Origin of the sequence: Microcoleus anatoxicus, assembly GCF_042465725.1 — a bacterium.
Taxonomy (GTDB): Bacteria; Cyanobacteriota; Cyanobacteriia; order Cyanobacteriales; family Microcoleaceae; genus Microcoleus; species Microcoleus anatoxicus.
This window is the reverse complement of sequence record NZ_CP120853.1, coordinates 1,801,693-1,825,837: the sequence shown is the minus strand read 5'-3', so window position 1 is coordinate 1,825,837 and position 24,145 is coordinate 1,801,693. Positions and strand designations below refer to the sequence as shown.

The following is a 24,145-nucleotide window of genomic DNA, read 5'->3' as shown; positions in this document are numbered from 1 at the left end:
AAATTGAAAATAGAACCCACCTTTCGACCGGATACAGGTCTAGACACTGCCGAAACCAGAGTATTTTTTTTAGGTAGGTCGCATCATTGTGCGCTATGAGGGGGTAGGTTTGTCAATGTGGCGAAATATTACAAAGTCCTTTAGATAAAAAAAAGATTTACGAAAGAATAAGCCTTTGAGTACATTTTTTGTTACATATTTTTATATTCTTTAGAAAAACCGAAGGCTGGGGGAGCAAGTTAACAAAATCCCCAATACCGCAGCAAGATCCGACAGCGCCGTTGATTTCTGTGGAAAACTTTGTCAAATCTGTGGAAAACCTGCAAGTTGCCTGTGGAAACGCTGTGGAATATTGCGGAAAAACTAAGGGAAAAAATAAGAATTGCGAAGGGGGATGGGGTATTGTTGACCCTTGACGGCTGACTGGGGAATGGGGAATAACCAATAACCAATAACTAATGACTACTGACTAAATGCCATTCATGGGCTTTTTGGCTAATTGTTGCCAGCTCTGCGGAGGACATTTTGTCCAGATTGGCTAAAATGAAGCTCATGCGCCCGATCGACTGCAATTTTTCCCGGTGGCGCGCCAGGAAGTCCCAGTAGAAAAAATTGAAGGGACAGGCATTTTCGCCCGATCGCACCGTGCGATCGTACTTACAGCCCCGACAATAATCGCTCATCTTATTGATATAGTTCGCAGACGCAGCATAGGGTTTCGACGCCAACACACCCCCATCCGCAAACAAACCCATACCCAACACATTGGTCTGCATTACCCAGTCATAGGCATCAATAAATGCACTGTGGAACCAGTTTTCCAGCTCCTGCGGCGAGATGCCAGCAATTAGACCAAAATTGCCCAAAATCATCAATCGCTGGATGTGATGCGCGTAACCAGTGCTTTCGACTTGACTTAAAACTTGATGCAAACAGTTCATATCAGTTTTGCTAGCATCCCAAAAAAACTCCGGCAAAGGCTGAGTGTGGTTGAACCAATTATTCTGAAAATAATCAGCATCCACATAAAAATAAACACCCCGAATGTATTCTCGCCAGCCGACAATTTGGCGGATAAAACCCTCAACGCTGTTTAAATTTAAGTCATTGTCGAAGTAGGCTGTTTCCGCCGCTTGAATAACTTCTAAAGGATGCAGTAAGCCAATATTCAAATAAGGAGAAATAAGCGAATGCCACATAGTTTCCTCCCCCGTTACCATCGCATCTTGATAAGGGCCAAAGCTGGGGAGACTTTGGGTGATAAAATTATTTAACACTTGCAAAGCTTGCTCTCGCGTCACCCCCCAGCGAAAAGGTTCCACATCTCCGTAAGTTGGGAAAGATAGAGCCTTAACTTCGGCGATCGCTTCTTGAGTTATTTCATCCGGCTCAAACCAAATAGCTGGCGGTGTATTCAGTTTACCTTTTGGTGGCTGGCGATTTTCTTTGTCAAAATTCCACTTACCCCCTACTGGTTTATTTCCATCCATTAAAACTTGGAAACGCTGGCGACTAACTCGATAAAAATCTTCCATTAACAGGCGTTTCCGGCTGGATGCCCAATCTTTAAATTCTGCTTCACTCCACAAAAATTGGTTGTTAGCAATTAAAGTAATTTTGCAGGGAAGTTGCAAGTTTTGGATTTTTTGTAAAAAAGGTCGATCGCTCGGTGTCATCACCCGCAATTCAGTGATATTATCAGTTTCAATCCAAACTTTTAGAGGAGTTTCAAAATCCGCCGCTTTGGCATAAGTAACTTCATAGCCACTGTCGCGTAATTCAGCCGCAAAATGCCGCATCGCCGACCAAATTAAAACTAACTTCTGTCGGTGATAGGAACGTTCAAGAACCTGTTGCCAAGATTCAATTAAGATAATTTTGGGGAATTCTTTCAGATTGAGTGTACTGGCGATCGCAGCTTGATTGTGCCCAAGTTGATCGCCTAATATCCAAATACCAACTGTCATTTTATTTTTTGATGGTTGATTTGTTTAGTTTGTTTTTCCCGTCTTATTGAGACTTTTCAAAAAAAATAAAATCCCAATTATTCTGAGGTGTTTTGACTCCTGTATTTTTTTGAATTTAACTACCCCCATGAGATTTTAGTTGTTAGAGCATCTTTAATACCAGTTTTTTATGAAGCTGCATAGAATCTGATCCCCCCTAGCCCCCCTGGTGGAAGGGGGGGACAAGATTCCGCTCAAAGTCCCCCTTCCCCCCTTGGGGGGGGCTAGGGGGGGGTGGGGATGCGAGGGGTATCGAAATATATGCAACTTCACATTAAATTGGTATAACTACTAAATTACTGGATGTGAGTTGTCGATTTGCTAGAGCATAACATGGATTTCCAAAGATAGGGAAACCTACCAGCAAATCTAAATTCAATATTCGTATATTTTTCAAGCTCTAATATCTTTGACAGAGTATTAACGGAAAAAAACTTGATATGACCATTATCCCAAAGCACAGTAAAATGATTATCCATTTTTCCACTAATTGCTAATATTAAATTTTTCAAATAACCATGATAGGGAGTGGAAATAATTAGCGTGCCTCCTGGTTTAAGACATTTTTTGGCAGCTTTTGCTAGTTCTTTTGGATAAAGTAAATGTTCTATTACTTCAATGGCTAGGACAACATCAAAGGAATGCAGTAGATCGACTTCCGGGAGAGCGTAAATATCTGCTTGGATAAACTGACACTCCGGGAAACTTTCACGAGCAATTGCTATGCCTGGTGCAGAATTATCAACGCCAACAACTTCATAGCCTTGCTGTGCGATGACGTGACTCAAGCTACCATTGCCGCAGCCGAGATCTAAAACTCGGAGTTTTTTCTGGCTGGTAGCTTCCAGTGTTACCAGCATTTCCAAAAGGGGGGATAGCAAATAAGCGTGATGATATCTGGGACGGTTATTTGTGTAATAATAGGTATAGTCACTTGAGTTTTTTTTCATCGATTAAGTAAGCTAGAAAGATGATTGTCGATCGCCCTAATCCCCAGCAAGTGTATGGGCTGTTTGAGCTGATGTTCATTCCCTGGGGGTTGTGAGAGTCGATCGACCATTCCATCATCTCATTATTTGACCTCTCCCAAAAATCCTGTGGGGTACGCATTATGCCTGAGCTTAACATTGTTTTTTATAAAAATCTCTTGTAATCATAGTATGATAGGGTATCCAGGCTGAACGTAAAACAATGGATGACACCAGAACCTATTGAGCAACTGTTTAGAGGGATTTTACCCAATCAATCTCATTCATAAATTGCGATTACAAATTGGCTAAAAGAGATATAATTAATTGGACTTATCTGACGCACTTGTTACTATTGGTAAGGCGATCTACTTTCCTGTAAGGCTGACAATTGTTCAAAAAACCCACCAGACCCACCCTACCATTCGAGCTTACAGATTCCCGTTGCCTCCACGACTGAGTGAAGTAGTGGGAATAGCTCTGCCTCTACCTTTAGAATAGCTCCCAGATCGATCGCCTGACCCAATCAATGACCGTGGCTCCTATAATTATGCTTAACTATTCTTGTGAAGCTGTTTTGTCTCTTCAGCAAAATACCCTTGACAGATGCGCCTGTCGGTCTGCTTTGTTGCACTATGGTCGTTGTTAGGTGTCGCACCTTAATTTAGAAATGTCCTATGGTTAAGTTAGGTCAATCCTCCTTTCGCCGTATTTTACTGTCGCGGATTTTGTTGCTCAGCGTACCCGTTCTACTGGTGGGGGAGTATGTTACCTATCGCAAAGCACGATCGACGCTTCTGGAAACAGCACGTCAAAATCTGACCGAAAGTGCCGTCAGAAAAGCAGAAACTATTGAACAGTGGGCAAAATCACTCAGATCGAATCTGATCGGCGCTTCGGAAAGCTCCATACTACAGTCTGTAGAACCCAAAGATTATCAAAAGTTTATCGCGCAGCTAGGACAGCGGTTGCCCACTCAGGTAGATTGCGTGCAATTGACTAATTTGCAGACAAATCAAGTCATCGCCAGCACCTGTGGTCCTTTTCCGATTCTGTCAAAGTCGCCACCTGTTAATTTTTGGCCTCAGCAACAGCAGCAACAGGCTCTACTGGACGACAAGAGCGTCTACATCAGTCTGTCTTGGCCAGATATGCAGCAGGGGAAAACAAAGGACAAAAGTCCCCTTTCCTCTACTGCGAAGTTTTCCGATTCCAGCAAACAGGGCCAAGAGGGGAAGGAAAGTCAGGTGAGTTTGGTGTTGAGTGCCCCCGTTTACACTCGTCGTGGCAATAGTCGCCAATTGAGTTATGCTCTGAGTTTGCAGTCCTCCTTGCCAGTCCAAACCAGTGCTCCCAAAGGCTCTCTGGCTGGCTATACGGTGGCGATCGACCAAGATGGGACAATTTTGGCTCACCCCAATATTGACCGCGTAGGACGCAATATCGACCAAGAAGCCGATGCCGATCGCCTCAAGAGTCTGCTCAAAAGGGCGATCGCCGGAGGACAAGCTTTTTTACACCTATTTTCCTTTGAAAAAAATGGCGTAGAATTGCTCGCTGGCTACGCTGCTATCCCCAGCCCTTTAACTCAAAAAGAAAACAGCAAATGGATTATCTTAGCTGTCTCCCGTTTGGATTACGCCTTGTCCGGTTTGGAAGAAATTCAGCAGGTTTTATTTAATCTGATTGTGGGCTTAATAGGCGCTAGTATCATCGCCACTTTATATTTGTCTCGCGACTTAGCTCGTCCTTTGGAAAAACTCAGAGACTACGCCCTAAAAGTAGACACAGAAGCACCACAAGCAGTCCCACAAAATCTCAAAATTCGCGAATTCAATCAATTAGCCGATGCCCTCAACAGTATGGTCGGTCGCCTCAAATCCTGGGCAGACGAATTGGAAGTTGCCACCAAGGAAGCAAAAGTTGCCAATCAGTTAAAAGATGAGTTTTTGCGCAATATTTCTCACGAATTGAGAACCCCCCTCAATGGGATTATTGGTTTTCTGCAAATTGTGCGAGACGGCTACTGCGATGACCGAGAGGAGGAAATGGATTTTTTGCAGCGAGCTCACGACTCGGCTATGCAGTTACTAAATATCATTAATGATATTTTGGATATTGCTAAAATCGAATCCGGTTCCTTCTCGCTGATGTTTGAAGTAATCGATATGACTGAAGTCCTGGAAGATGCTATTGAGTTACAGGCTATTCTGATTAAGGAAAAAGGTTTGAAGTTACATTTGCCACTTGCTCGCCCTCCTATTACTGTTTATGCAGACCCGGAAAAACTCAAGCAGGTGTTTTTAAATGTGTTGAGTAATGCTGTGAAATTTACAGAATTAGGCAGCATTACTATATCCATAAACCTTGAATCTAACAAAATCAAAACTCCCGATCAACTCAACGGGAATCTAGGAGAAAATACGACAAGCCTTAGCGAAGACCCCGAATCGGTAGTGGTGACTATTAAAGATACAGGAATTGGTATCGATCCTGAACAACAGCAGAAATTGTTTCAGCCTTTTGTAATGGTTGATGGCTCTACTACTCGCAAATTTGGTGGCAATGGCTTAGGCTTGGCTATCTCTAGAAAAATTATGGAATCTATGAGAGGGAGTATTACAATCCACAGTGCGGGTATCAATCAAGGTGCTACTGTAGTAATTTCTTTGCCTGTTATTCAGCCATCAAATTCTGCTGTTGACCACCCGGATTTGCTAAAAGAAAATGCCATGTTTAAAGGCTTTGATTGATGAGCGAAACTAGGGGCTAATAGTTAATGGTTGTCCGTCGAGTTCTAGGGATTGGCTCAAAGCGCTAAGAATGCGGATTAATTGGACGGACTGGGAGCCGGAAGAAGTGGGGCAGGGAGTATTTGTTTGGACGCAATGGAGAAAGCGATCGCACACTTGACGCAGGGGTTCCACTGGTTCTAAAGTCAATATTTCCCGATTTTTAAGGATAGTTTGCTCCCCTGCACGAACCCTTCCCAAACTATTTTCTTCACCCCCAGCATCTGAATTGCCTCGGTGTAAAATTAGGGGTGTTTCTGGCGACATTTCATCAAAAATCAAAGTTCCTAAACTGCCAACAACTGTTAAGCGCCGCTGTTTGTCGGGATTTAGCCAGCACAGATGAATGAATGCTTGAAATCCGTCTGGGTAGGTGAGTGTTACCCAAACTAAATCTGCTAGTCCTTCTAAAGAATTTTGGGGAAGGTCAGGCGGAAATTTCCCCCCTTGGGGGATGTCAGGGAGAGATTTCCCCCCTTGGGGGGGGTCAGGGGGGGGTTGCCCTTGGGGAAGGTCAGGCGGACATTTCCCCCCTTGGGAAGGGGGGGTTTGCCTTCTAAATTCCCCCCTTGGGGAGGGCGAGGGGGGGGTTGCCTTCTGAAATACACTACCCATCGCCCTTACTTGAATTGGGGTTTGTGCCAGCCAGGTATTGAAAATAGCAATGTCATGAACCGCTAAATCCCAAAGGGCATCAACATCGTGCCGCACGGGTTCGAGATGGGTGCGCTGGGCGTAACCGTAGCGCAAATTTCCCAGTTGATGTTGTTGAATAATCGCTTGGCCTCTATCGACTCCTGGATGAAATAGATAAGTGTGATCCACAAAGAGTTGGCGCTGCTGTTTTTCGGCTAATTGGCAGAGTTCTAGGGCTTCACCGCTGTTGAGGGCGAGGGGTTTTTCTACCAAAACGTGGTAGCCACTGTTGAGTGCTGCTGCTGTGAGGGTATAGTGGGTAGAGGCGGGAGTGGCGATCGCCACTGCTTCTAGGCCTGGCAATTCCTGCACTTGAGCCCAATCACTAGCTAAAATTACATTTTCATTGAGATTAAACAGTTTTTTGACGGCCGCCAATGAATCAGGATTTTGGTCTACAATCGCTAAAACTTCGCTGTTTGGATGTTCTAAAAAGTTGCGAATTAGATTCACTCCCCAGCGGCCAGCACCCAATACAGCTATTCCGATTTTCATTTGTGGAAGAAGGAAGAAGGAAGATGTAATAAGTAGAAGGAAGATGTAATACTAGCAATAGTTTCAGTAGCTAAAGATATCCTAATCGCCAAGGCGATTGCTATATTACAATTTTACAAATTCCTGATTAATCATACCCTATTTTGTGATTAGTTAATCGTTATTTGTGATTAGTAGCCCCAAGCAAATAACCAATAATCAACCGTCAACCGTCAACCGTCAACCGTCAACTGTCAACCGTCAACTGTCAACTGTCAACTGACTAACTAATTTATTAAAAGCAGCTTGAGCCGCAGCTTGTTCTGCCGCTTTGATCGATCGACCTTTGCCCTCTGCTAGTAACTCTTCCTGAAGTCGAACTTCTGCGGTAAAACGATCCTCACCACCCTGGACTGTACCAGTTTCTTTGACACTATATTTTGGCAAAATTTTGTATTTACCTTGAGTCAATTCCTGGAGAGCAGCTTTGTAGTTTTGGCGGGCTGGATCGCTGCGGATTTCCGTTGCTAGCCGTTGAAAGTGAAGGTCTAACCAAGGGCGAATTAATTCTAAGGTGTGGGTACTCAAATAAAGGGCAGCCAGTAAGGCTTCTAGGGCATCTGCTAGCCGGCTTTCCGCCCCTGTTTTGTCGCTAGCTGCACTGCTGGCAACAATCAAATAGCGATCGAATCCGTAACTTTCAGCAATTTTTGACAAAATGCGATCGCTCACCAAGATCGATCGAATCGCCGCAAATTCCCCGACTGGACAATCAGGATAAATCTCGAACAACAATTCCGATGCCGCCAGCCGCACCACAGCATCACCGACAAATTCTAACTGTTCGTAATTTGCTTTAGCTGATGCACTCGAATGAGTCAAAGCTAAATCTACTAGATGCCATTTAATACAATGCTTCTGGGATATTCCTATTTTTTCTACTAATTTTTCAAGTTCTTTTTGACGAGCTGGATAAACAAGATTCATCTTAAATTCGTTAGTTGTTATTTGTTATTTGTTAGTTGTTAGTTGTTATTTCTTATTTCTTATTTGTTATTGGTTGTTTCATCTCCGTTACCGCACTTCCTGTTGCTGGGGATTTTGGGGGGGAAAAAGTCGGACATAAGCCGGGTTCTGTTCTCTCAACTGCAAGCAATTTTCGAGGGCAGTTATCTATCTGGGACACCTGTTACCAGACGCCTCAAGCGGTACCCAAAAACGGAACTGGTAAAAAACCAACCATAGTTCCTCCGACCTTGCTCCCAACCGGGGTTTACCGAGCCAGCACCTCTCGATGCTGCTGGTGCGCTCTTACCGCACCTTTGCACCCTTACCAAATTAGTTGTTGCTTCCCAGTCTCAAGTCCTCAGTTACTCACTAACGACCAATGACTGCTGACTAATCACTAATTGGCGGTATCTTTCTGTGGCACTCTCCTCACGATCGCTCGCACTGGGCGTTACCCAGCAAGTTTGGTCTTTCGGGAGCCCGGACTTTCCTCAGACTAACTTTCGTCAATCCGCAACCGCCTGCGCCTACTTTTTCCCCAAATTTATTGTACGCGATCGTTCGTCAATCAATTTAGGATTTTAGATTTCCATCATCTTTAATACTGGAAAAATTTTCAAACCAGCCGCGCCGCCAAAAAAAGTAAACTAAAGAAGAGGCGATCGTCACCATCAGCCCCCAACAAAGAGGATAACCAAAATACCAATTCAGCTCTGGCATATTCAAGGGCGATTTGTCAGTATTAAAATTCATGCCGTACACTCCCACAACAAAGGTTAAGGGAATAAAAATGCTAGAAATTACTGTCAATAACTTCATGATTTCATTCATTTTGTTACCAACAGAAGATAAATAAACATCCATTAAACCCGAAGCCAATTCTCGATAAGTCTCCACCATATCCATCACCTGCACTGTGTGGTCATAACAGTCTCGCAGATAAATCCGCACCTCTGGACTAATCAAATCACTGCTATCTCGAATTAGCGCATTAATTGCATCCCGCTGTGGCCAAATGGCGCGACGCAGAGTCAGCAATTCTCGGCGGATTTTATAGATTTTTTCCAGGGTTTTACGGGTGGGCTTGACTACCACTTCGTCCTCTAATTCTTCAATCAGCTCTCCATAAACTTCTAATACTGGGAAGAATCCATCGATAATCGAATCTAATAGAGTATAAGCCAGATAATCGGCTCCGTGCTTGCGAATACTTCCTTGTCCTTTGCGGATGCGATCGCGCACGGGGTCAAAACAATCATAGTCCGGTTCTTCCTGAACAGTTAGCAAGTAATGTTTACCCAAAATTAAACTCACTTGTTCTTTATGAAAATTATAGGAATTAGGTTTAATCATTACCATCCATGCAATAATTAAAAGATGGTCTTCATAGTCTACTACCTTCGGTCGCTGGGGAACATTAACTACATCTTCTTGGGTCATCAGATGCAAATTAAATATTTGACCCATTTGCTGCCAAGTTTCTTTATTTCCCAATCCCAACATATCAACCCAAGACACAGATTCTGTATCTAAATACGCAGCAGCTTCTTGAGGATTTACCAATTTGGAGCGAGTAGCTGTTGTCTCGGAATAGTCAATTAATACAATATCGGGAGGTGGTGCGCCCGGTTCTAAGTCCAGAGTTCCCGGCGGAGCCCCCGGATCGTCATAAAAATAATCAACGTAGGAATCATCCTCATCATTTTTAATTTGTTTGCCAACACCACTAGATGTATTTATGTCTTTGTATACCATGTTGATATTTCCGAGTTTTAGTTAGTATCTTTAGTTGATATGATATCATGCCCTAATAACTAATAACCAATAATCAACAACCAATAATTAACAACGAATAACCAATAACCAATAACCAATTATCTTTGTCTAATAGGAATTTCGATCGCAAATTCGGTCCCTCCACCCGGTGCAGAAGTGCAGTGCAGGGAACCACAGTGTCTTTCTACTACAATCTGATAACTGATCGACAGTCCCAAACCAGTACCTTTTCCCACAGGTTTAGTAGTGAAAAATGGATCGAATATCCGAGATTTAACAGATTCTTCCATTCCTGGACCATTATCCGAAATTGCGATCGCCACCCGATTACTTTCGATAACCTCCGTGCGAATACGAATGCAAGGTGACGGGTTAGAAGTTATAGGTACTGGTAAAGTAGGAACATCTTGACCTTGGGTTTCCGAACCACTAGACACTTTCAACTTTCTATGTCTGACATCTGCTAAAGCATCAATCGCATTACTTAAAACATTCATAAACACTTGATTTAGCTGTCCAGCATAGCATTGTACCAGTGGCAGTTCGCCATATTCTTTAACTATTTCAATTGGGCGAGTTCTACCATTTTCTTTGAGTTTATGTTGTAAAATTAACAAAGCACTATCAATGCCTTCATGAAGATCCACACGTTTAATATCTGATTCTTCTAGACGCGAAAAAGTTCGTAAAGATAAGACTATTTTCCCGATGCGATCTGCTCCAATTTGAATGGAATTAAGCAGATGTGGAAAATCCTCTTTCATAAATTCTACTTCTATTTCTTCCGCAAAATCAGCGATAATAGAAACTGGTTCTGGGTAATATTCTTGGTATAAACAACACAGTTTCAATAGATTATTTGCATAATCGCGAGCGTAGGTGACATTACCGTAAATAAAACTTACAGGGTTATTAATTTCGTGAGCAATTCCGGCAACTAACTGCCCCAAGCCAGACATTTTTTCCGCTTGAATTAGTTGAGATTGAGTTTTTCCTAGTTGATTCAAAGCTTGATTGAGTTCGTAATTTTTATCTCTTAATTGAGATTCAGCTTGTTTTCTGAGGGTGATGTTGCGAGAAATAATAATCAGTTGATTAACCTTAAAAGGCATAAATCTTGCTTCATAAATTTGTGCCTCTTCCGGTGTTTCTAGGGAATATTCTAAGGTAACACAGGTCTTATTTTCTAAGGTTTTAGTAATAGATTGTTCAAATTGAGTTACTACATTAATCGGTAAAACATCTAACATTTTTTTACCCACAAAATCTTCTACAGGAATATAAATATCAGATGAATTACCTGAGAGATAATCCAAGATAACGCCCTCAGCATTGAGTCGGAAATACAAATCGGGTAGAGCACGAAAAACAGCTTCTAACTCAGAAGTTTTTTGTTGCAGTGCTTCTCTAGCATAGTAGCGATCGCTAATATCAAAAATTACCCCATCCAAACAATAAACGCTTCCATCTTCATCAAATACAGGAGAACCTTTATCCCACACCCATTTAATCGTACCGTCGGCCGCCAGCAGGCGATATTCCAAACTGTAGGACTGTTTATTTTCTATTCCCCTCCGAATCGTGGCTTCAACTTGCTCCAAATCTTCGGAATAAATAACGCTGGTAAAAGTCCGCGAAACTCTGTCGGAAAGCAATCTAAAATCCGCAGCCGGATAACCAGTGAGCGAGTAAACTGCATCGCTAATAAAACAGACAGAAAAATCGCACCACCACCGATAAACTACTCCGGGAATATTAACTACCAAAGACCTAAATCTGGCTTCGCTTCTACGTAATGCGGCTTCAGATTTATGGCGTTCAGTAATATCATGAGCAAAAGACAGCACTGCAAATATATTACCTTCCTGGTCTCTGAGAGGGACTTTTTGGGTGTCAAAAATATGTATCGATCCATCAGCAAATGTTGCTGGTTCGCAGGGATTATGAATATTTTCACCAGCTAATACAGCCAAGTCGTCTTTGCGTATTTTTTGAATATTTTCAGCAGAAGCATCAATTATATCTTTTTGAATAACCAGTTCCAAATCAGATTTTCCGATAATTTGGTCTAGTTTTTTACCAATACCTTTAGCAAAGCTATTGTTTGCTAAAATACATCGAAAATCTCGATCTTTTGCAAAAATCCAATCACTGCTTTTGTCAAGGACTGTTCGCAACAGTTGTTCGGAACGTTCGGTTTGTTCCAAGGCTAGCTTTAGTTCTAATTCTAGAATTTTGCGATCGGTAATGTTTTCAAAAGCTACACCGACGCAGTTGTTGGGTAACGGAAAAGCTTTTATAGAAAAAGCGCGGGTTATGCGATCGCTTTCATCACACTCAAGATCTTCAATTTCTAAGGCTTTTTGGCTACGAATTACCGATGCAAAGGCGTGGGGAATATTTTTCGATCGAGACTTGGGAAAAATCTCGTCGATTGTCATTCCCAGAACATCTGCCATTTCTAATCCCGTAAACTTGGTAGCAGCGGGATTGGAGGCGATCGCCCTTAAGGTGCTGTCATCATCAATATTTTCTAAATGGTAGACGTACAAACCTATTTGCATATTTTCAACAATTTGGTCGTAGAGACGAACACTTTCGTCTACCTGTCGGCGTTCCGTAATATCTTCAGTAATGCCCAAAACGTATTGAGGATTGCCTTTAGAGTCAAGAATGGGCACTTTCCTAGTGTGCAGTATTCTCATACCTTTGTGGCGAGTTTGAAAAGGTTCTTCGACTATTTCGGTGACGCGGGACTGGTTTTGATAGCTGGTCAAAATTTCCCGATCTTGAGCTGTGGAAACATCTGCTTGTTCTTTGGGATAAATATCGTAGTCATTTTTGCCGATCGCCTCAGCGGAAGTAACACCTGCGATCGTCTCTCCCGCTTTATTCCACAGCACAAATTTCAGGGAGGAAGCATCTTTAGCAAACACGCCCACTGGCAGATTTTCTACCACTGAAGTGAGGAATGATCTAGCGGATTTTAATTCAGCTTCTGCACGCTTGCGCTCGATGCCTAAAGCAATGACATCAGCCACCGAGCCTATAGTTTCCAGAAAAGCTTCTGTCATCGGTTGAGCGCTAACAATTCCCATGACTCCCACTAAACGTTCTTCAACAATCAAGGGGTAGCCCAAAAAAGTTACAATAGATTTTTTTGAACTGCAATTAATTCGCACTTTTTGATGATTAACAGTTCCTAAGTTCGCACCATCTCCAAATATTGATTCTCCTGATTTTTTGGTATTAATCTGAATATTGTCAGAATCAAATTGGCATTTAATTTGTGGCTTTTTACTGTGGGCAATCTCATTAATTTTTCGTTCAATAAAGCGTAAATTATTGTCTTGGTCGCTATAACTTCCGGCTGATGCCTGCATTTCCAAGAGATTTTCTTGAGAATTGAAAGTCCAAATTTCAGCAGAAACGACATCCAGATTTTGAACCATTGCCTCACAGCATGGCATCAGGATATCTTGAGGGTATTTAGTCAGAGCAATCCCGACATCAGCTACCATTGCTGTCAGTCTAGTAGCTTGGGATTGTGCTGTTTCTAACAATTTGCGTTCGGTGATATCTTCCACCAAAGAAAGTACGGTAAAATTATCCCCGCTGCGAATAATAGAGTTGAACCAGTGGCACCAAATAACTTTGCCACTTTTAGTATAATTGCGGTTAATTGAAGTATTGGCTTTACCGGTTCCTAGTTCGAGTTGCAGCGCACTGACAGCCTCGATATCTTCCTCGCAAACCAAAGCCAAGTCGCCGAATTCCCTACCCATCATCTCCTCAGATGTCCAGCCAAAGATGTCTTCAGCGCGTTTGGACCACTGAACGATCCGAAAATTTTCATCCCAGCCTACCATTGCCAGGGGACTATTAGCAGCGTTTAACCAAAGTAAATGACTAGAGTGGCGCAACTGTTGACTTTTCTGCTGCTGCCAGCGATAGTGTCTAGTGATATCTCGACCAACACCGAAAACCCGCATTTGATTGCTAGAAGCATCTACCACTGGGGTGTAAGTCGTCTCATAAATTTTAATCCCGCCGTCTATCTCCGTTACCTCGTGAATCGCCAGCCTTTTTTCCCCTGCGATCAATACTTGTTTGAGGCAGGAATCGATTTGGGAAATAATCTTTTTAAGAGCAGCACTATTGGGATATAATTTCAATAAATCTTGATTAGTTTTGTTAACTATTTCAGCCGGCTCTAATCCCATCCAAGCAGCAGCAATAGGATTAACAGATAGGTACTTTTGCTGTCCATCGCACTCTAGGAAAGCATCAACAGAGTTAGATAAAAAAGACTGAAACCAGTTGATAACTTCCTGCATGGGTATTGTTTGATAGCTTGCAAGTTAAGCTTTATATTTTTGGTGATATCTTCTACACCAACCTGAGTACAGGTATTTGTCTATAAGTGTACCATCTTGTCTATTTAATCGCTAGCTGGGTACTAGCTCACTCAAATATTTTTGAACACTGTACTGCTGCGGTGTATGGTGCTATTTTCAGCCCAACAATCAATGATACGAAAAATTTTAGGAAATTGTATTTATTTGAATATAACTTAATAGTAAAGCAGATTCTAACTTTTTACACAAGATGTAGGTGATACAAAATGGAGAGGAAAAGGTCGGAAAGCCTGTTGTTGATATCGATCGCAGATTCTTATTTCACAGTTGTACCCGGTTTCTGGAGGTAATAGCCTGATTGGATGTTGATGGCGATCGCCAGAAACCGGGTTTGTTAGGTGGATAGTGCGTCCCTGGTGATGAACTACATCATGCCCATGCCGCCCATGCCACCCATGCCACCCATGCCGCCCATGCCGCCCATGCCGCCCATGCCGCCCATGCCGCCCATGCCGCCCATGTCGCCCATGTCACCACCAGCTTTTTTCTTCTCTGGTTTTTCGACAATCACGGCTTCAGTGGTTAACACCATACCAGCAATGGAACCAGCATTCTGTAGAGCCGATCGCACTACCTTAGCCGGGTCAATAATCCCCGCCGCAATCAGATCTTCGTAGACATCGGTAAGAGCATTGTAACCAAAGTTCAACTCGCTACCACGGACACCCTCGATGACGATGGAACCTTCAACGCCTGCATTATCAGCGATTTGACGCAAAGGTGCTTCCAAAGCTTTCGCAACCAAATCAGCGCCAAGCTGTTCTTCTGCGTCTAAAGTATTTCTGATCGCTTCTATCTTTGTAATCAAGTGAATTAGCGTCGCGCCACCTCCGGGAACGATACCTTCTTCCACAGCAGCTTTAGTAGCGTTCAAAGCGTCTTCAATACGCAGTTTACGGTCTTTGAGCTCGGTTTCGGTAGCAGCGCCGACTTTGATCACAGCGATGCCGCCTGCGAGTTTGGCGATGCGTTCGGTTAGCTTTTCCTTGTCGTAATCAGAATCCGTCGCCTCTAGCTGTTGGCGGATTTGCACAATCCGTTTTTCCACATCAGTTTTGTGCTCTTCGCCGGCAACGATAATCGTGTTTTCTTTGTCGATCGTAATTTTGCGGGCGGTACCGAGCATTTCCAAAGTGGCGGTATCAATGCTGAGTCCGACTTCTTCGGAAATCAGTTGGCCACCGGTGAGAACCGCGATATCTTGAAGCATCGCCTTGCGACGTTCACCAAATCCGGGAGATTTGGTAGCTGCGATGTTCAATACGCCACGGGCTTTGTTGACTACCAGAGTAGCCAAAGCTTCGCCTTCAATATCTTCGGCGATAATTACCAGCGGTTGACCAGCGCGAGCGATTTTTTCGAGAATGGGGACAAGTTCTTGAATCGAACTAATTTTTTTGTCGGCGATCAGGATGCGAGCGTTTTCGTACTCAACTTCCATGCGATCGGTGTTGGTGACAAAATAGGGAGACAGATAACCGCGATCGTACTGCATCCCTTCGACAACTTCTAATTCTGTCAACAGAGATTTCGACTCTTCAACAGTAATTACGCCATCCTTGGTGACTTTTTCCATGGCTTGGAAAATCATTTTGCCAACTTCTTCGTCATTACCGGCGGAGACAGTGGCGACCTGAGCAATGGCATCACCTTCGACAGGTTTAGCCAATTTGGCGATTTCTAGTACCAAGTGGGCGATCGTTTTTTCAATTCCCCGGCGCAGGGCGACTGGATTTGCGCCCGCGGCGACATTCTTCAAGCCTTCACGAATCAGGGATTGAGCCAGAACGGTTGCCGTTGTTGTGCCATCGCCTGCGATATCTTTAGTTTTGGAAGCTACTTCTTGAATTAAGCGAGCGCCAGCATTTTCCAAGGGGTCTTCCAGTTCGATATCTCTAGCAACCGTGATACCATCGTTAACGATTTGGGGAGCTCCGAACTTCTTTTCCAATAAGACGTTCCGACCTTTGGGCCCCAAGGTAATGCGGACAGCATCAGCCAGTTGATTGACACCGCGTTCTAGTGCCCGCCGAGATTTGTCGCTAAATGCAACTATTTTGGTCATGTTTTGTCTCCATTTGCTTACATAGCAAATTTAGCACTCTCTGAGGCTGAGTGCTAAATCGATCGATTTTTGGTTTATTGTCCAGTCAGGTTAAACTCACCGCAGTCCAAACTTCTTGCCTGTTGAGGCTGTCGGGCCTGTTCCACAAAGAGTAATTTTTTTGGTGGGGTGGGCCGGAGATCCTGCCCTAAACTGAATCGGTGTATTCGTGTCAAAATCTGTGTAGTACCTTTTTACCCATTGGTGTCAACAACCAGGTACAACCAATAGTCCGGCAGGGGTTTCAACCCCTGCCTCAAAGCGAAAGTCCTCTAAAAGAGGACTAATGAGTTGAGATTCTTCTCTTCAGTCCTCTTTGAGAGGACTTTCGCTATTAGACAGGGGTTTCAACCCCTGCCGGACTTGATGGATGACTAACGGACACGGGGCGGGCTGACAGCTTAAGTTGACACCTATGCTTTTTACCCTCTCGCTAAATCGAAGAGCCTTCTTCCTTCTACCTTCTTCCTTCTTCCTTCTTCCTTCTTCCTATGGCTCGTTATTCTCGACTGCAAAAACTGGGTGCTTATATGCGCCCCCACTGGAAAGCGACATTTTGGGGCGTTTTTTCCCTGCTAATTGTCAATGCTGTGGGCGTTTACATTCCCCTGCTGATTCGGAATGCAGTTGACACTCTGCAAGTTGCGATCGAATTTGACCAAGTTTTAAACTACGTGTTGCTGATTCTGGTACTCGCCTCAATCATGTGGGTAATTCGGATGGCATCGCGGATTTTTCTATTTGGCGTGGGGCGTCAAGTCGAATTTGACCTCAAACAGAAAATATTTAATCATTTATTAACTTTAGAACCATCTTATTTTGCGGCCAATACAGTCGGAGATTTAATTAACCGCGCTACTTCCGATTTGGATAATATTCGCCGCTTGGTGGGGTTTGCGGTGCTGAGTTTGGCGAATACAGCCTTTGCTTACGCTTTAACTTTGCCCGTGATGCTGGGAATTAACGTGCGGCTGACTCTGTTGGCGATCGCGGTTTATCCTTTAATGCTAGTTTTGGTACAATTATTTAGCGACAAACTGCGCATCCAGCAACTAGCTGTCCAGGAAGAACTGTCGGCGATGAGCGATTTGATTCAAGAAGATATGAGCGGCATTTCCGTAATTAAAATCTACGCTCAAGAAGAGAACGAACGCCGCGCTTTTGGTGATTGTAACGCAAAATTGCTGGATGCTAATTTAACATTAGCAAAAACCCGCAATTTTATTTTCCCCTTACTAGGCGGCTTGGCAAGTGTGAGTTTGTTAGTTTTGCTCGCTGCGGGTGGAAGTTCCATTGCGAAGGGCGACATTAGCGTAGGCGATTTTGTGGCTTTACTGATTTATGTCGAGCGTTTGGTGTTTCCGACAGCACTTTTGGGCTTCACAATTACTGCTTATCAGCGGGGAGAAGTGAGTGTCGATCGCATCGAATCAATCCTTACCGTAGAACCAAAAATTTACGATCGGACTGATGCAATTGAAATGCCAACTCCAGTTAAAGGCGAAATAGTAGCCCGCAACCTAAATTATCAATACCCAGGTGCTAATATCCCCGCCCTGAAAAACCTTAACTTTACCATTAAACCGGGAGAAACTGTAGCTCTTGTTGGGGCGATCGGCTCTGGGAAATCGACTTTAGCTAATGCACTCCCCAGACTGCTGGATATTGCTCCAGGTGAATTATTTGTAGACGGATTAGATATTACTCAGGTAAAATTGACCGAATTGCGCGGGGCGATCGCCTACGTACCCCAAGAAAGCTTTCTCTTCGGTACTACCATCAAGAATAACATCCGCTACGGCAATCCCTTAGCAGAACAGCCAGAAATTGAACACGCAGCCCAACAAGCACAAATTCACCCAGAAATCCTCAACTTTCCCCAGCAGTACAAAACAATTGTCGGCGAGCGCGGCATTACATTATCCGGCGGACAAAGACAACGGACAGCCCTGGCTCGCGCTTTGTTAGTTGACGCTCCCGTGCTGATTTTGGATGACGCTCTTTCGAGTGTTGACAATCAGACTGCTACCGACATTTTGAAGAATTTGGCAACGGGAACCGATCGTAAAACAGTCATCTTTATCTCCCATCAAATGTCAGCAGCGGCTAGTGCCGATCGCATTTTTGTGATGGAAAAAGGAGAAATTGTCCAAGTAGGAACTCACAAAGAATTAGTAGGGCAACAAGGGCTATATCAATATTTGTGGAACCAGCAACAACTAGAGGAGTTATTGCATTAATGGGGCATCGGGATTCCCTGTTCCCTGTTCCCTGTTCCCTGTTCCCCCTTCCCCTTTCCCTTTCCTCTTTCCCCCCTTGGGGGGGGCAGGGGGGGGTGGCTTCTGCTGTTTGCCTTATAATTAAGATATCTACTCCAATCATACCTGAATCATGATCGCAGAAACAAACGCCATACTTTGGCCAAGCCTAGTTACCGCCTCAGCACTATTACTCTATTTTATCGTCACCATTAACGTCGGTAGAGCTAGATTCAAATACAAAGTTTCTCCTCCCCAAGTGACAGGAAATCCAGACTTTGAGAGAGTATTGCGAGTTCAGCAAAACACCTTAGAGCAAATGATTTTATTTTTGCCATCCCTGTGGCTGTGCGCGCAATTTATCAGCCCCATTTTTGCCGCTGCTATCGGTGCAGTTTGGATAATTGGACGCATTTTATTTGCTTGGGGTTACTATCAAGCGGCCGAAAAAAGAGCCGTGGGTTTTGGAATTAGTACCTTAGCTACTGTAGCTTTACTTGGCGGTTCCTTCACTGGCATCATCATGTCGATTCTGAAGCTTTAACAATCGCTTAATCTCGTTTCTACTCGTTCCCTAGCTCAGCCTGGAATTTTCCTGTTACCCAAGCGCCTAAATTTTTGGAGTAAATATGTCAGAAATCAATAAGCCTGTCTTTCAAATTACCCCCCAACTTTTTCAACAACTTGTTGAATGGCAAAAAAAAATTGCCGAAGAAGATGAATTAGCCCTGAACTCAGAAGCAGAAAAATCAACTGAGGTGAAACATCCGAGGGAAAGTCATGAAGAACCGAATCAAACAGATAATTCCTAGCTTGTGGCTGGCTGCATCTTTTGGATTTCCGGTTGCTGTGTCAGCCCAAGTGTTGACACCCAGCCAACTTCAGCAAATCAATAGCGGTTTGTTTCGTTCTAATTCTCAAGATTTTTTTCTCCGGGGAAATCGTCAACTCGAACAGGAACTTAAAGTTTTATCGAAGCAGCGTTTAAATTCGGAGGTGAAAATTTTGGAGATTGAGAAAAAAAAGCGCTCAGAGCGTTGTCACCCAGACTTTAAAATATCATCGCGCAATTTTGAGACAATCAAAGAGTAAAAGATGTTTGCAGGTACTATTAAAATGAATGGGAGGCAACTATTCCAGATTTAGTGTTAATGGATCGACAAGTAATGACGAAGTTGAAACAAGCCATGTTGGAAGCGGCAACTGCTGCTCAATTGGCCGCTATCATTATTGATTTCACTCATGAGGAAATGATGGTAGTTTTTCATGGACTAGAATGGGAACAGCAGCATAGGATTAAAGCTATTTGGCTGGGTGTGGCTTAAAATATATAGTAGCCGTAAATTCGCTTTGGTGATTGCTCCCTTCGACTCCGCTCGGGGAGAAATCACCAAAGTTTTTTATATCAATTCCGGTTGTATTGGAATTATTTAACCACAGAGAACACAGAGGACACAGAGAAAGAAAAGAGAGAAATAATAATTCCGATGTCAACGGGTTTGATATTAACAGCCTTTGCAGTTGCTATACAATCAGGAGGAAAGTCGTGACTACGAAGCCAATCTAAGCTAGGGTATCGAGGCATAATTGCCGGAAATGGTCTCCCCGTTCCTCGAAGTTTTGGTATTGGTCGAAGCTAGCACAGGCTGGGGAAAGCAGCACTACTTTTGCATTATTTTGTTTGCCTAATTCTGCTGCTCTTTTAATTGCTCTTTCCATTGTTTCTACGATTTCCCATGCGTTGTAATTTGCTTGTTCGAGCCGATCGCTAAAAATACCCGCAGCATCTCCAATTAACAACACCCCAACAGCTTTTGCTTTGATTGTATCAATCCAGGCGCTATCTTCGCCTTCTTTTGGGTCGCCACCGGCAATTAAAATTGCTGGGGCGCTTACTGAGGCTAATCCGACTTGGGCGGCGTCATAATTGGTGGCTTTGCTGTCGTTGATGAAATCTATGCCTTCCCAGGTGCAGATGTGTTCGAGGCGGTGGGCTACTCCGGGGAATTTGCTAATGGCTTGGGCGATCGCACTTTTATCGATTCCCGCTAAATTAGCCGCTGCTACCGCCATCAACAAGTTTTGCAAATTGTGTTCTCCCACCATTTTCAAAGTATCAGCAGGCAGAATTTGCTGGTTTTGAGCGATTACCCAACCGTCTTTAATGTAAGCCCCAAAATCTTTATTTCCTAACAGTTGTGTTTCACCTTTGACGCTTGTCCAACACGCATCGGGCCAGTTGTCAAGTCCTTGTTGCCGCAAATACGGATCGTCGCCGTTCAACACTTGGAATTGGGATTTTTTCAGCAATTTGGCTTTAATGTTGTAGTAATTTTCTAAAGTTTTGTGGCGGCTGAGATGATCCGGTGTGAAAGTCGTCCAAATGCCAATTCGTGGCGCTAGAGATGAGGAAGATTCTATTTGATAGCTGCTGATTTCAGCGATGACCCAATCTGGCTGTTTTTCGGAAGCAGCTAATTCGCAGGCGGCATACCCTATGTTGCCACAAGCGGGTGCATAGAGTCCTGCTTCTGCAAAAATTGCTGCGATTAAAGCTGTAGTTGTAGTTTTCCCGTTAGTGCCGGTAATTCCTACCCACGGTGATTTGAGATAGCGCCATGCTAGTTCCATTTCTCCGATGGTTTCAATCCCTAATTTTCGGGCTTGGATTAATGCTGGAATGTCCCAGGGAACTCCGGGACTTACTACTATTAGTTGTATAGATTCGTCGGGTTGAAAGGATTGACCTAACTCTACTTTAATGTCTTCGAGAGCTAGTTCTTGTTGCTGTTTGAGTAAGTTTGGGGAAGATGAGCGATCGCTCAATGTTACTTCCCATCCTTCCCGTTTTAGCAGTCTGGCTGCTGCTATTCCTGATTTTCCTAGTCCTATGATATGAGCGATCGGCATAATTTGTGTGATAGAGCGAATTTTGCTGGTTTTGTCCTTTTGTATGGGTTACGGTTTTTTTGGGATTATTTAACCGCAGAGGGCGCAGAGGGCGCAGAGGGGGAGATTAGAGAATTTGATGTTTCCTATGTCAATGGATTTGATATTACATCAAAAGGTTTGGCTACTTTCTAAAATTGGCTATCTAAGATCGATTGACGATCGCCCCAAAGTCTGCTAGGACTCGCGCGTGATTCCGCAACAATCCTAATAAATTCAACCGATTGCGCTTAATTTCTGGGTCAGAATCCATCACTAAAACGCTTTCTGGCCCGTCGAAAAAGTTGCTGACAGTCGGAGCAATTTCAGTTAAACTATCTACCAATAGCTGATAATTGCGGGTTTGCTTGGATAGCTGGGTTTGTGGCACTAACTGCACTAAAGCATCGTAGAAAGCTTGTTCTGACGATTTTTGAAATAATTCTGGTTTCACCGCTGTTTTTGGTTCCAATTGGATTTTATCCAAATCTCCTTGAGCTGCTAAACGAGTTGAACGATTCACTGTTTCGTAGATTTTATCTAATGTGTTGTCATTGCGGATTTGTTGCAAGAAAAGTGTTCTTTCTAAAGTGTCTAACAAATTTCTTAATGCTCGTTCGGTATATTCGGGGTCTTTTTCTCCCAAAACTGCATTTACCAAATCGTAATCGACATTCTTTTCTTCTTCCAGTAAAGTCCGAATTCTTTGGAGAAAAAATTCTGATAATTGTGATAGTAATTCAGGGCTGGTTTCGGGGCGAATTGCGGTAAATTCGGCTACTACTTGCGCGAGTAATTTGTGTAAATTTACTGGCAACTGAGCTGCCCAAATAATGTTGATTATGGCGTTGGCGGCGCGGCGCAAGGCGAAGGGATCGGAGGAACCAGTCGGCAACATTCCTAAGCCGAAGATGCTGACTAATGTATCTAGTTTGTCTGAGATTCCGACAATTTGACCTGTGAGAGTTTGGGGCAAATTGTCGCCTGCACCTTTGGGCAAATAATGTTCAAAAATCGCTGTGGCTACTGCTTCTGATTCGCCGCTGGCTAGGGCGTATTTCTGCCCCATGATTCCTTGCATTTCGGGCAGTTCGTAAACCATTTGGGTTACTAGGTCTGCTTTGCAAAGTAAGGCTGCTCTGGCGACATCGGCTTGTTCTGTCTCAGGGATTTGCAGTTGGTTGACCAGGAGATTGGCTATTTTACACAGGCGATCGACCTTTGCACGTACAGTCCCCAAATCTTCTTGGAAGGTGACTGTTTCTAATTTGGGTAAATAATCTTCTAAAGGTTTTGCCAAGTCTGCTTTGTAGAAAAATTGACCGTCTGCTAATCGGGCGCGCACTACTCGCTCGTTGCCGGCGGCTATGATGGCTGATTTGGCTGGATCGCCGTTAGAAATAGTAATGAAGTAGGGTAAAAGTTCGGGGTATTGAGGATTTTTGAGGATGGGAAAATACCGCTGGTTAGTGACAATAATTGTGGTGATTACTTCCGGTGGTAATATCAAAAATTCGTCGTCAAATTTGCCGACTACGGCGTTTGGCCATTCCACTAAGTCGGTTACTTCTTCTAGCAAATCATCGCTGATGTCTGCGTAACCGCCTTGTTTTGTGGCTGCCGCTTCTACTTGGGCTTGAATTTGATTTTTGCGCTGTTGGCGATCGACTTCAACGTAAGCTGCACGCAGACACTCGACATAGGCTTCTGCTTGGGGAATGGAAACCCCCCCCGTCCCCCCCTTACTAAGGGGGGGTGTAGGAGTCGATGTCTCCCCCTGAGTAAGGGCGGGTGTAGGAATCGTCGATGTCTCCCCCTGAGTAAGGGCGGGTGTAGGAATCGTCGATGTCTCCCCCTGAGTAAGGGCGGGTGTAGGAGTCGATGTCTCCCCCTGAGTAAGGGCGGGTGTAGGAATCGTCGATGTCCCCCCCTGAGTAAGGGCGGGTGTAGGAATCGTCGATGTCCCCCCCTGAGTAAGGGCGGGTGTAGGAATCGTCGATGTCCCCCCCTTAGTAAGGGGGGGTGTAGGGGGGGTGTACAAAACTCGGTGTCCTTGGGAAATGCGATCGCTCTTGACTGTATCTGAACCGCTGACTAATGTAATTGGCAGTACAGTATGATCCAGTAGCGCTACTAGCGATCGAATCGGGCGCGGAAACTTTAAATCTCCGTCGGCCCACCGCATGAATCTTTTGCCTTCCAATTTGCTAATCCACAACGGCACAAGTTCAGTTAAAATATCCGCTGTCATCCGCCCCGGAATTTTTTTTAGTACAAATACAAAATCGCCCTTATCTGTAGCGCGAACTTCCAAAGCCTCTATTTCCACACCCTGCTTTTTGGCAAAACCTTCGGCTGCTTTCGTCGGTTTCCCATCTTTAAAAGCGGAACTAGCGGGGGGGCCTTTTACCTCTTCTTCTCTGTCTAATTGTTGAAGTGGCAGTCCTGTTACGAGAACGGCCAAACGTCGAGGAGTTGCGTATACATGAACAGAGTCGTTTGTCAAGAATTGTTCCGCCAGGGTTGCAGGTATCAATCGCTGCCATTGTTGGGTACTATCGCAGACGAAGGAGGCGGGTAATTCTTCTGTACCGAGTTCTAATAAAAATGCAGCCATATCGCACCGTAATGGAATTTAGTTTAAGGTAATTTATCGGATCGCGCGTGGGCGTTGCCCTCCTACACGATCGTATATCTTCAAAAGACTCAAAAATTCA

16 protein-coding genes and 1 other RNA gene are annotated in these 24,145 nt (G+C 44.0%); 6 read left to right on the top strand and 11 right to left on the bottom strand.

Features of this window, described 5'->3' with window-relative positions; translation table 11 throughout:
• Positions 1-455: 455 nt before the first annotated feature.
• The 3 genes from P2A85_RS07855 to P2A85_RS07845 all read right to left on the bottom strand — a co-directional run bounded on the left by P2A85_RS07855 (position 456) and on the right by P2A85_RS07845 (position 3,116).
• The gene (locus tag P2A85_RS07855; RefSeq protein WP_377478472.1) at positions 456-1,967 is read right to left on the bottom strand and encodes a cryptochrome/photolyase family protein; all 1,512 of its coding nucleotides are present in this window, start codon (positions 1,965-1,967) and stop codon (positions 456-458) included.
• Between the two features lie 335 nt (positions 1,968-2,302).
• A complete protein-coding gene (locus P2A85_RS07850; protein WP_377478471.1) occupies positions 2,303-2,956 on the bottom strand; it encodes a class I SAM-dependent methyltransferase in 654 nt (217 codons plus the stop codon).
• Positions 2,937-3,116: a hypothetical protein gene (locus P2A85_RS07845; RefSeq protein ID WP_377478469.1), complete on the bottom strand. Its 180-nt coding sequence runs from the start codon at positions 3,114-3,116 to the stop codon at positions 2,937-2,939. The genes P2A85_RS07850 and P2A85_RS07845 overlap by 20 nt, the downstream gene beginning before the upstream one ends.
• Positions 3,117-3,651: 535 nt before the next feature.
• Here P2A85_RS07845 and P2A85_RS07840 point away from each other — a divergent pair.
• Positions 3,652-5,727, top strand: a complete 2,076-nt coding sequence (locus P2A85_RS07840) for an ATP-binding protein (protein ID WP_377478467.1) — start codon at positions 3,652-3,654, stop codon at positions 5,725-5,727.
• Positions 5,728-5,736: 9 nt separating this feature from the next.
• On the opposite strand, the gene P2A85_RS07835 is transcribed toward P2A85_RS07840, so the two are convergent.
• From P2A85_RS07835 to groL, 6 genes are all read right to left on the bottom strand, one after another.
• Positions 5,737-6,957: a Gfo/Idh/MocA family protein gene (locus P2A85_RS07835; protein WP_377478465.1), complete on the bottom strand. Its 1,221-nt coding sequence runs from the start codon at positions 6,955-6,957 to the stop codon at positions 5,737-5,739.
• A 240-nt stretch (positions 6,958-7,197) separates the two neighbouring features.
• Positions 7,198-7,923: a ribonuclease III gene (rnc, locus tag P2A85_RS07830; protein ID WP_377478463.1), complete on the bottom strand. Its 726-nt coding sequence runs from the start codon at positions 7,921-7,923 to the stop codon at positions 7,198-7,200.
• A 120-nt stretch (positions 7,924-8,043) separates the two neighbouring features.
• An RNA gene (rnpB, locus tag P2A85_RS07825) (RNase P RNA component class A) lies at positions 8,044-8,479 on the bottom strand.
• A gap of 38 nt (positions 8,480-8,517) precedes the next feature.
• A complete protein-coding gene (gene corA / locus P2A85_RS07820; RefSeq protein ID WP_377478461.1) occupies positions 8,518-9,699 on the bottom strand; it encodes a magnesium/cobalt transporter CorA in 1,182 nt (393 codons plus the stop codon).
• Between the two features lie 119 nt (positions 9,700-9,818).
• A complete protein-coding gene (locus P2A85_RS07815; RefSeq protein ID WP_377478459.1) occupies positions 9,819-14,057 on the bottom strand; it encodes a PAS domain S-box protein in 4,239 nt (1,412 codons plus the stop codon).
• A gap of 445 nt (positions 14,058-14,502) precedes the next feature.
• A complete protein-coding gene (groL, locus tag P2A85_RS07810; protein WP_377478458.1) occupies positions 14,503-16,203 on the bottom strand; it encodes a chaperonin GroEL in 1,701 nt (566 codons plus the stop codon).
• Between the two features lie 530 nt (positions 16,204-16,733).
• Between groL and P2A85_RS07805 the strand changes: the two genes are divergently transcribed.
• The 5 genes from P2A85_RS07805 to P2A85_RS07785 all read left to right on the top strand — a co-directional run bounded on the left by P2A85_RS07805 (position 16,734) and on the right by P2A85_RS07785 (position 19,825).
• Positions 16,734-18,482 carry an ABC transporter ATP-binding protein gene (locus tag P2A85_RS07805; protein WP_377478457.1) on the top strand — a complete coding sequence of 583 codons (1,749 nt, stop codon included), beginning with the start codon at positions 16,734-16,736 and terminating at the stop codon, positions 18,480-18,482.
• Between the two features lie 151 nt (positions 18,483-18,633).
• Positions 18,634-19,044, top strand: a complete 411-nt coding sequence (locus P2A85_RS07800) for an MAPEG family protein (protein ID WP_341739223.1) — start codon at positions 18,634-18,636, stop codon at positions 19,042-19,044.
• A gap of 85 nt (positions 19,045-19,129) precedes the next feature.
• Positions 19,130-19,312 carry a hypothetical protein gene (locus P2A85_RS07795; RefSeq protein ID WP_377478456.1) on the top strand — a complete coding sequence of 61 codons (183 nt, stop codon included), beginning with the start codon at positions 19,130-19,132 and terminating at the stop codon, positions 19,310-19,312.
• Positions 19,281-19,592: a hypothetical protein gene (locus P2A85_RS07790; RefSeq protein WP_377478455.1), complete on the top strand. Its 312-nt coding sequence runs from the start codon at positions 19,281-19,283 to the stop codon at positions 19,590-19,592. The genes P2A85_RS07795 and P2A85_RS07790 overlap by 32 nt, the downstream gene beginning before the upstream one ends.
• A gap of 59 nt (positions 19,593-19,651) precedes the next feature.
• Positions 19,652-19,825 carry a hypothetical protein gene (locus P2A85_RS07785; RefSeq protein WP_341733567.1) on the top strand — a complete coding sequence of 58 codons (174 nt, stop codon included), beginning with the start codon at positions 19,652-19,654 and terminating at the stop codon, positions 19,823-19,825.
• A gap of 238 nt (positions 19,826-20,063) precedes the next feature.
• Here P2A85_RS07785 and murD read toward each other — a convergent pair whose 3' ends face one another.
• Positions 20,064-21,410 (bottom strand): UDP-N-acetylmuramoyl-L-alanine--D-glutamate ligase, encoded by a 1,347-nt coding sequence (gene murD / locus P2A85_RS07780; RefSeq protein WP_377478454.1) that lies wholly within the window; start codon positions 21,408-21,410, stop codon positions 20,064-20,066.
• Positions 21,411-21,594: 184 nt separating this feature from the next.
• Positions 21,595-24,045: a glycine--tRNA ligase subunit beta gene (gene glyS / locus P2A85_RS07775; protein WP_377478453.1), complete on the bottom strand. Its 2,451-nt coding sequence runs from the start codon at positions 24,043-24,045 to the stop codon at positions 21,595-21,597.
• Positions 24,046-24,145: the final 100 nt, after the last annotated feature.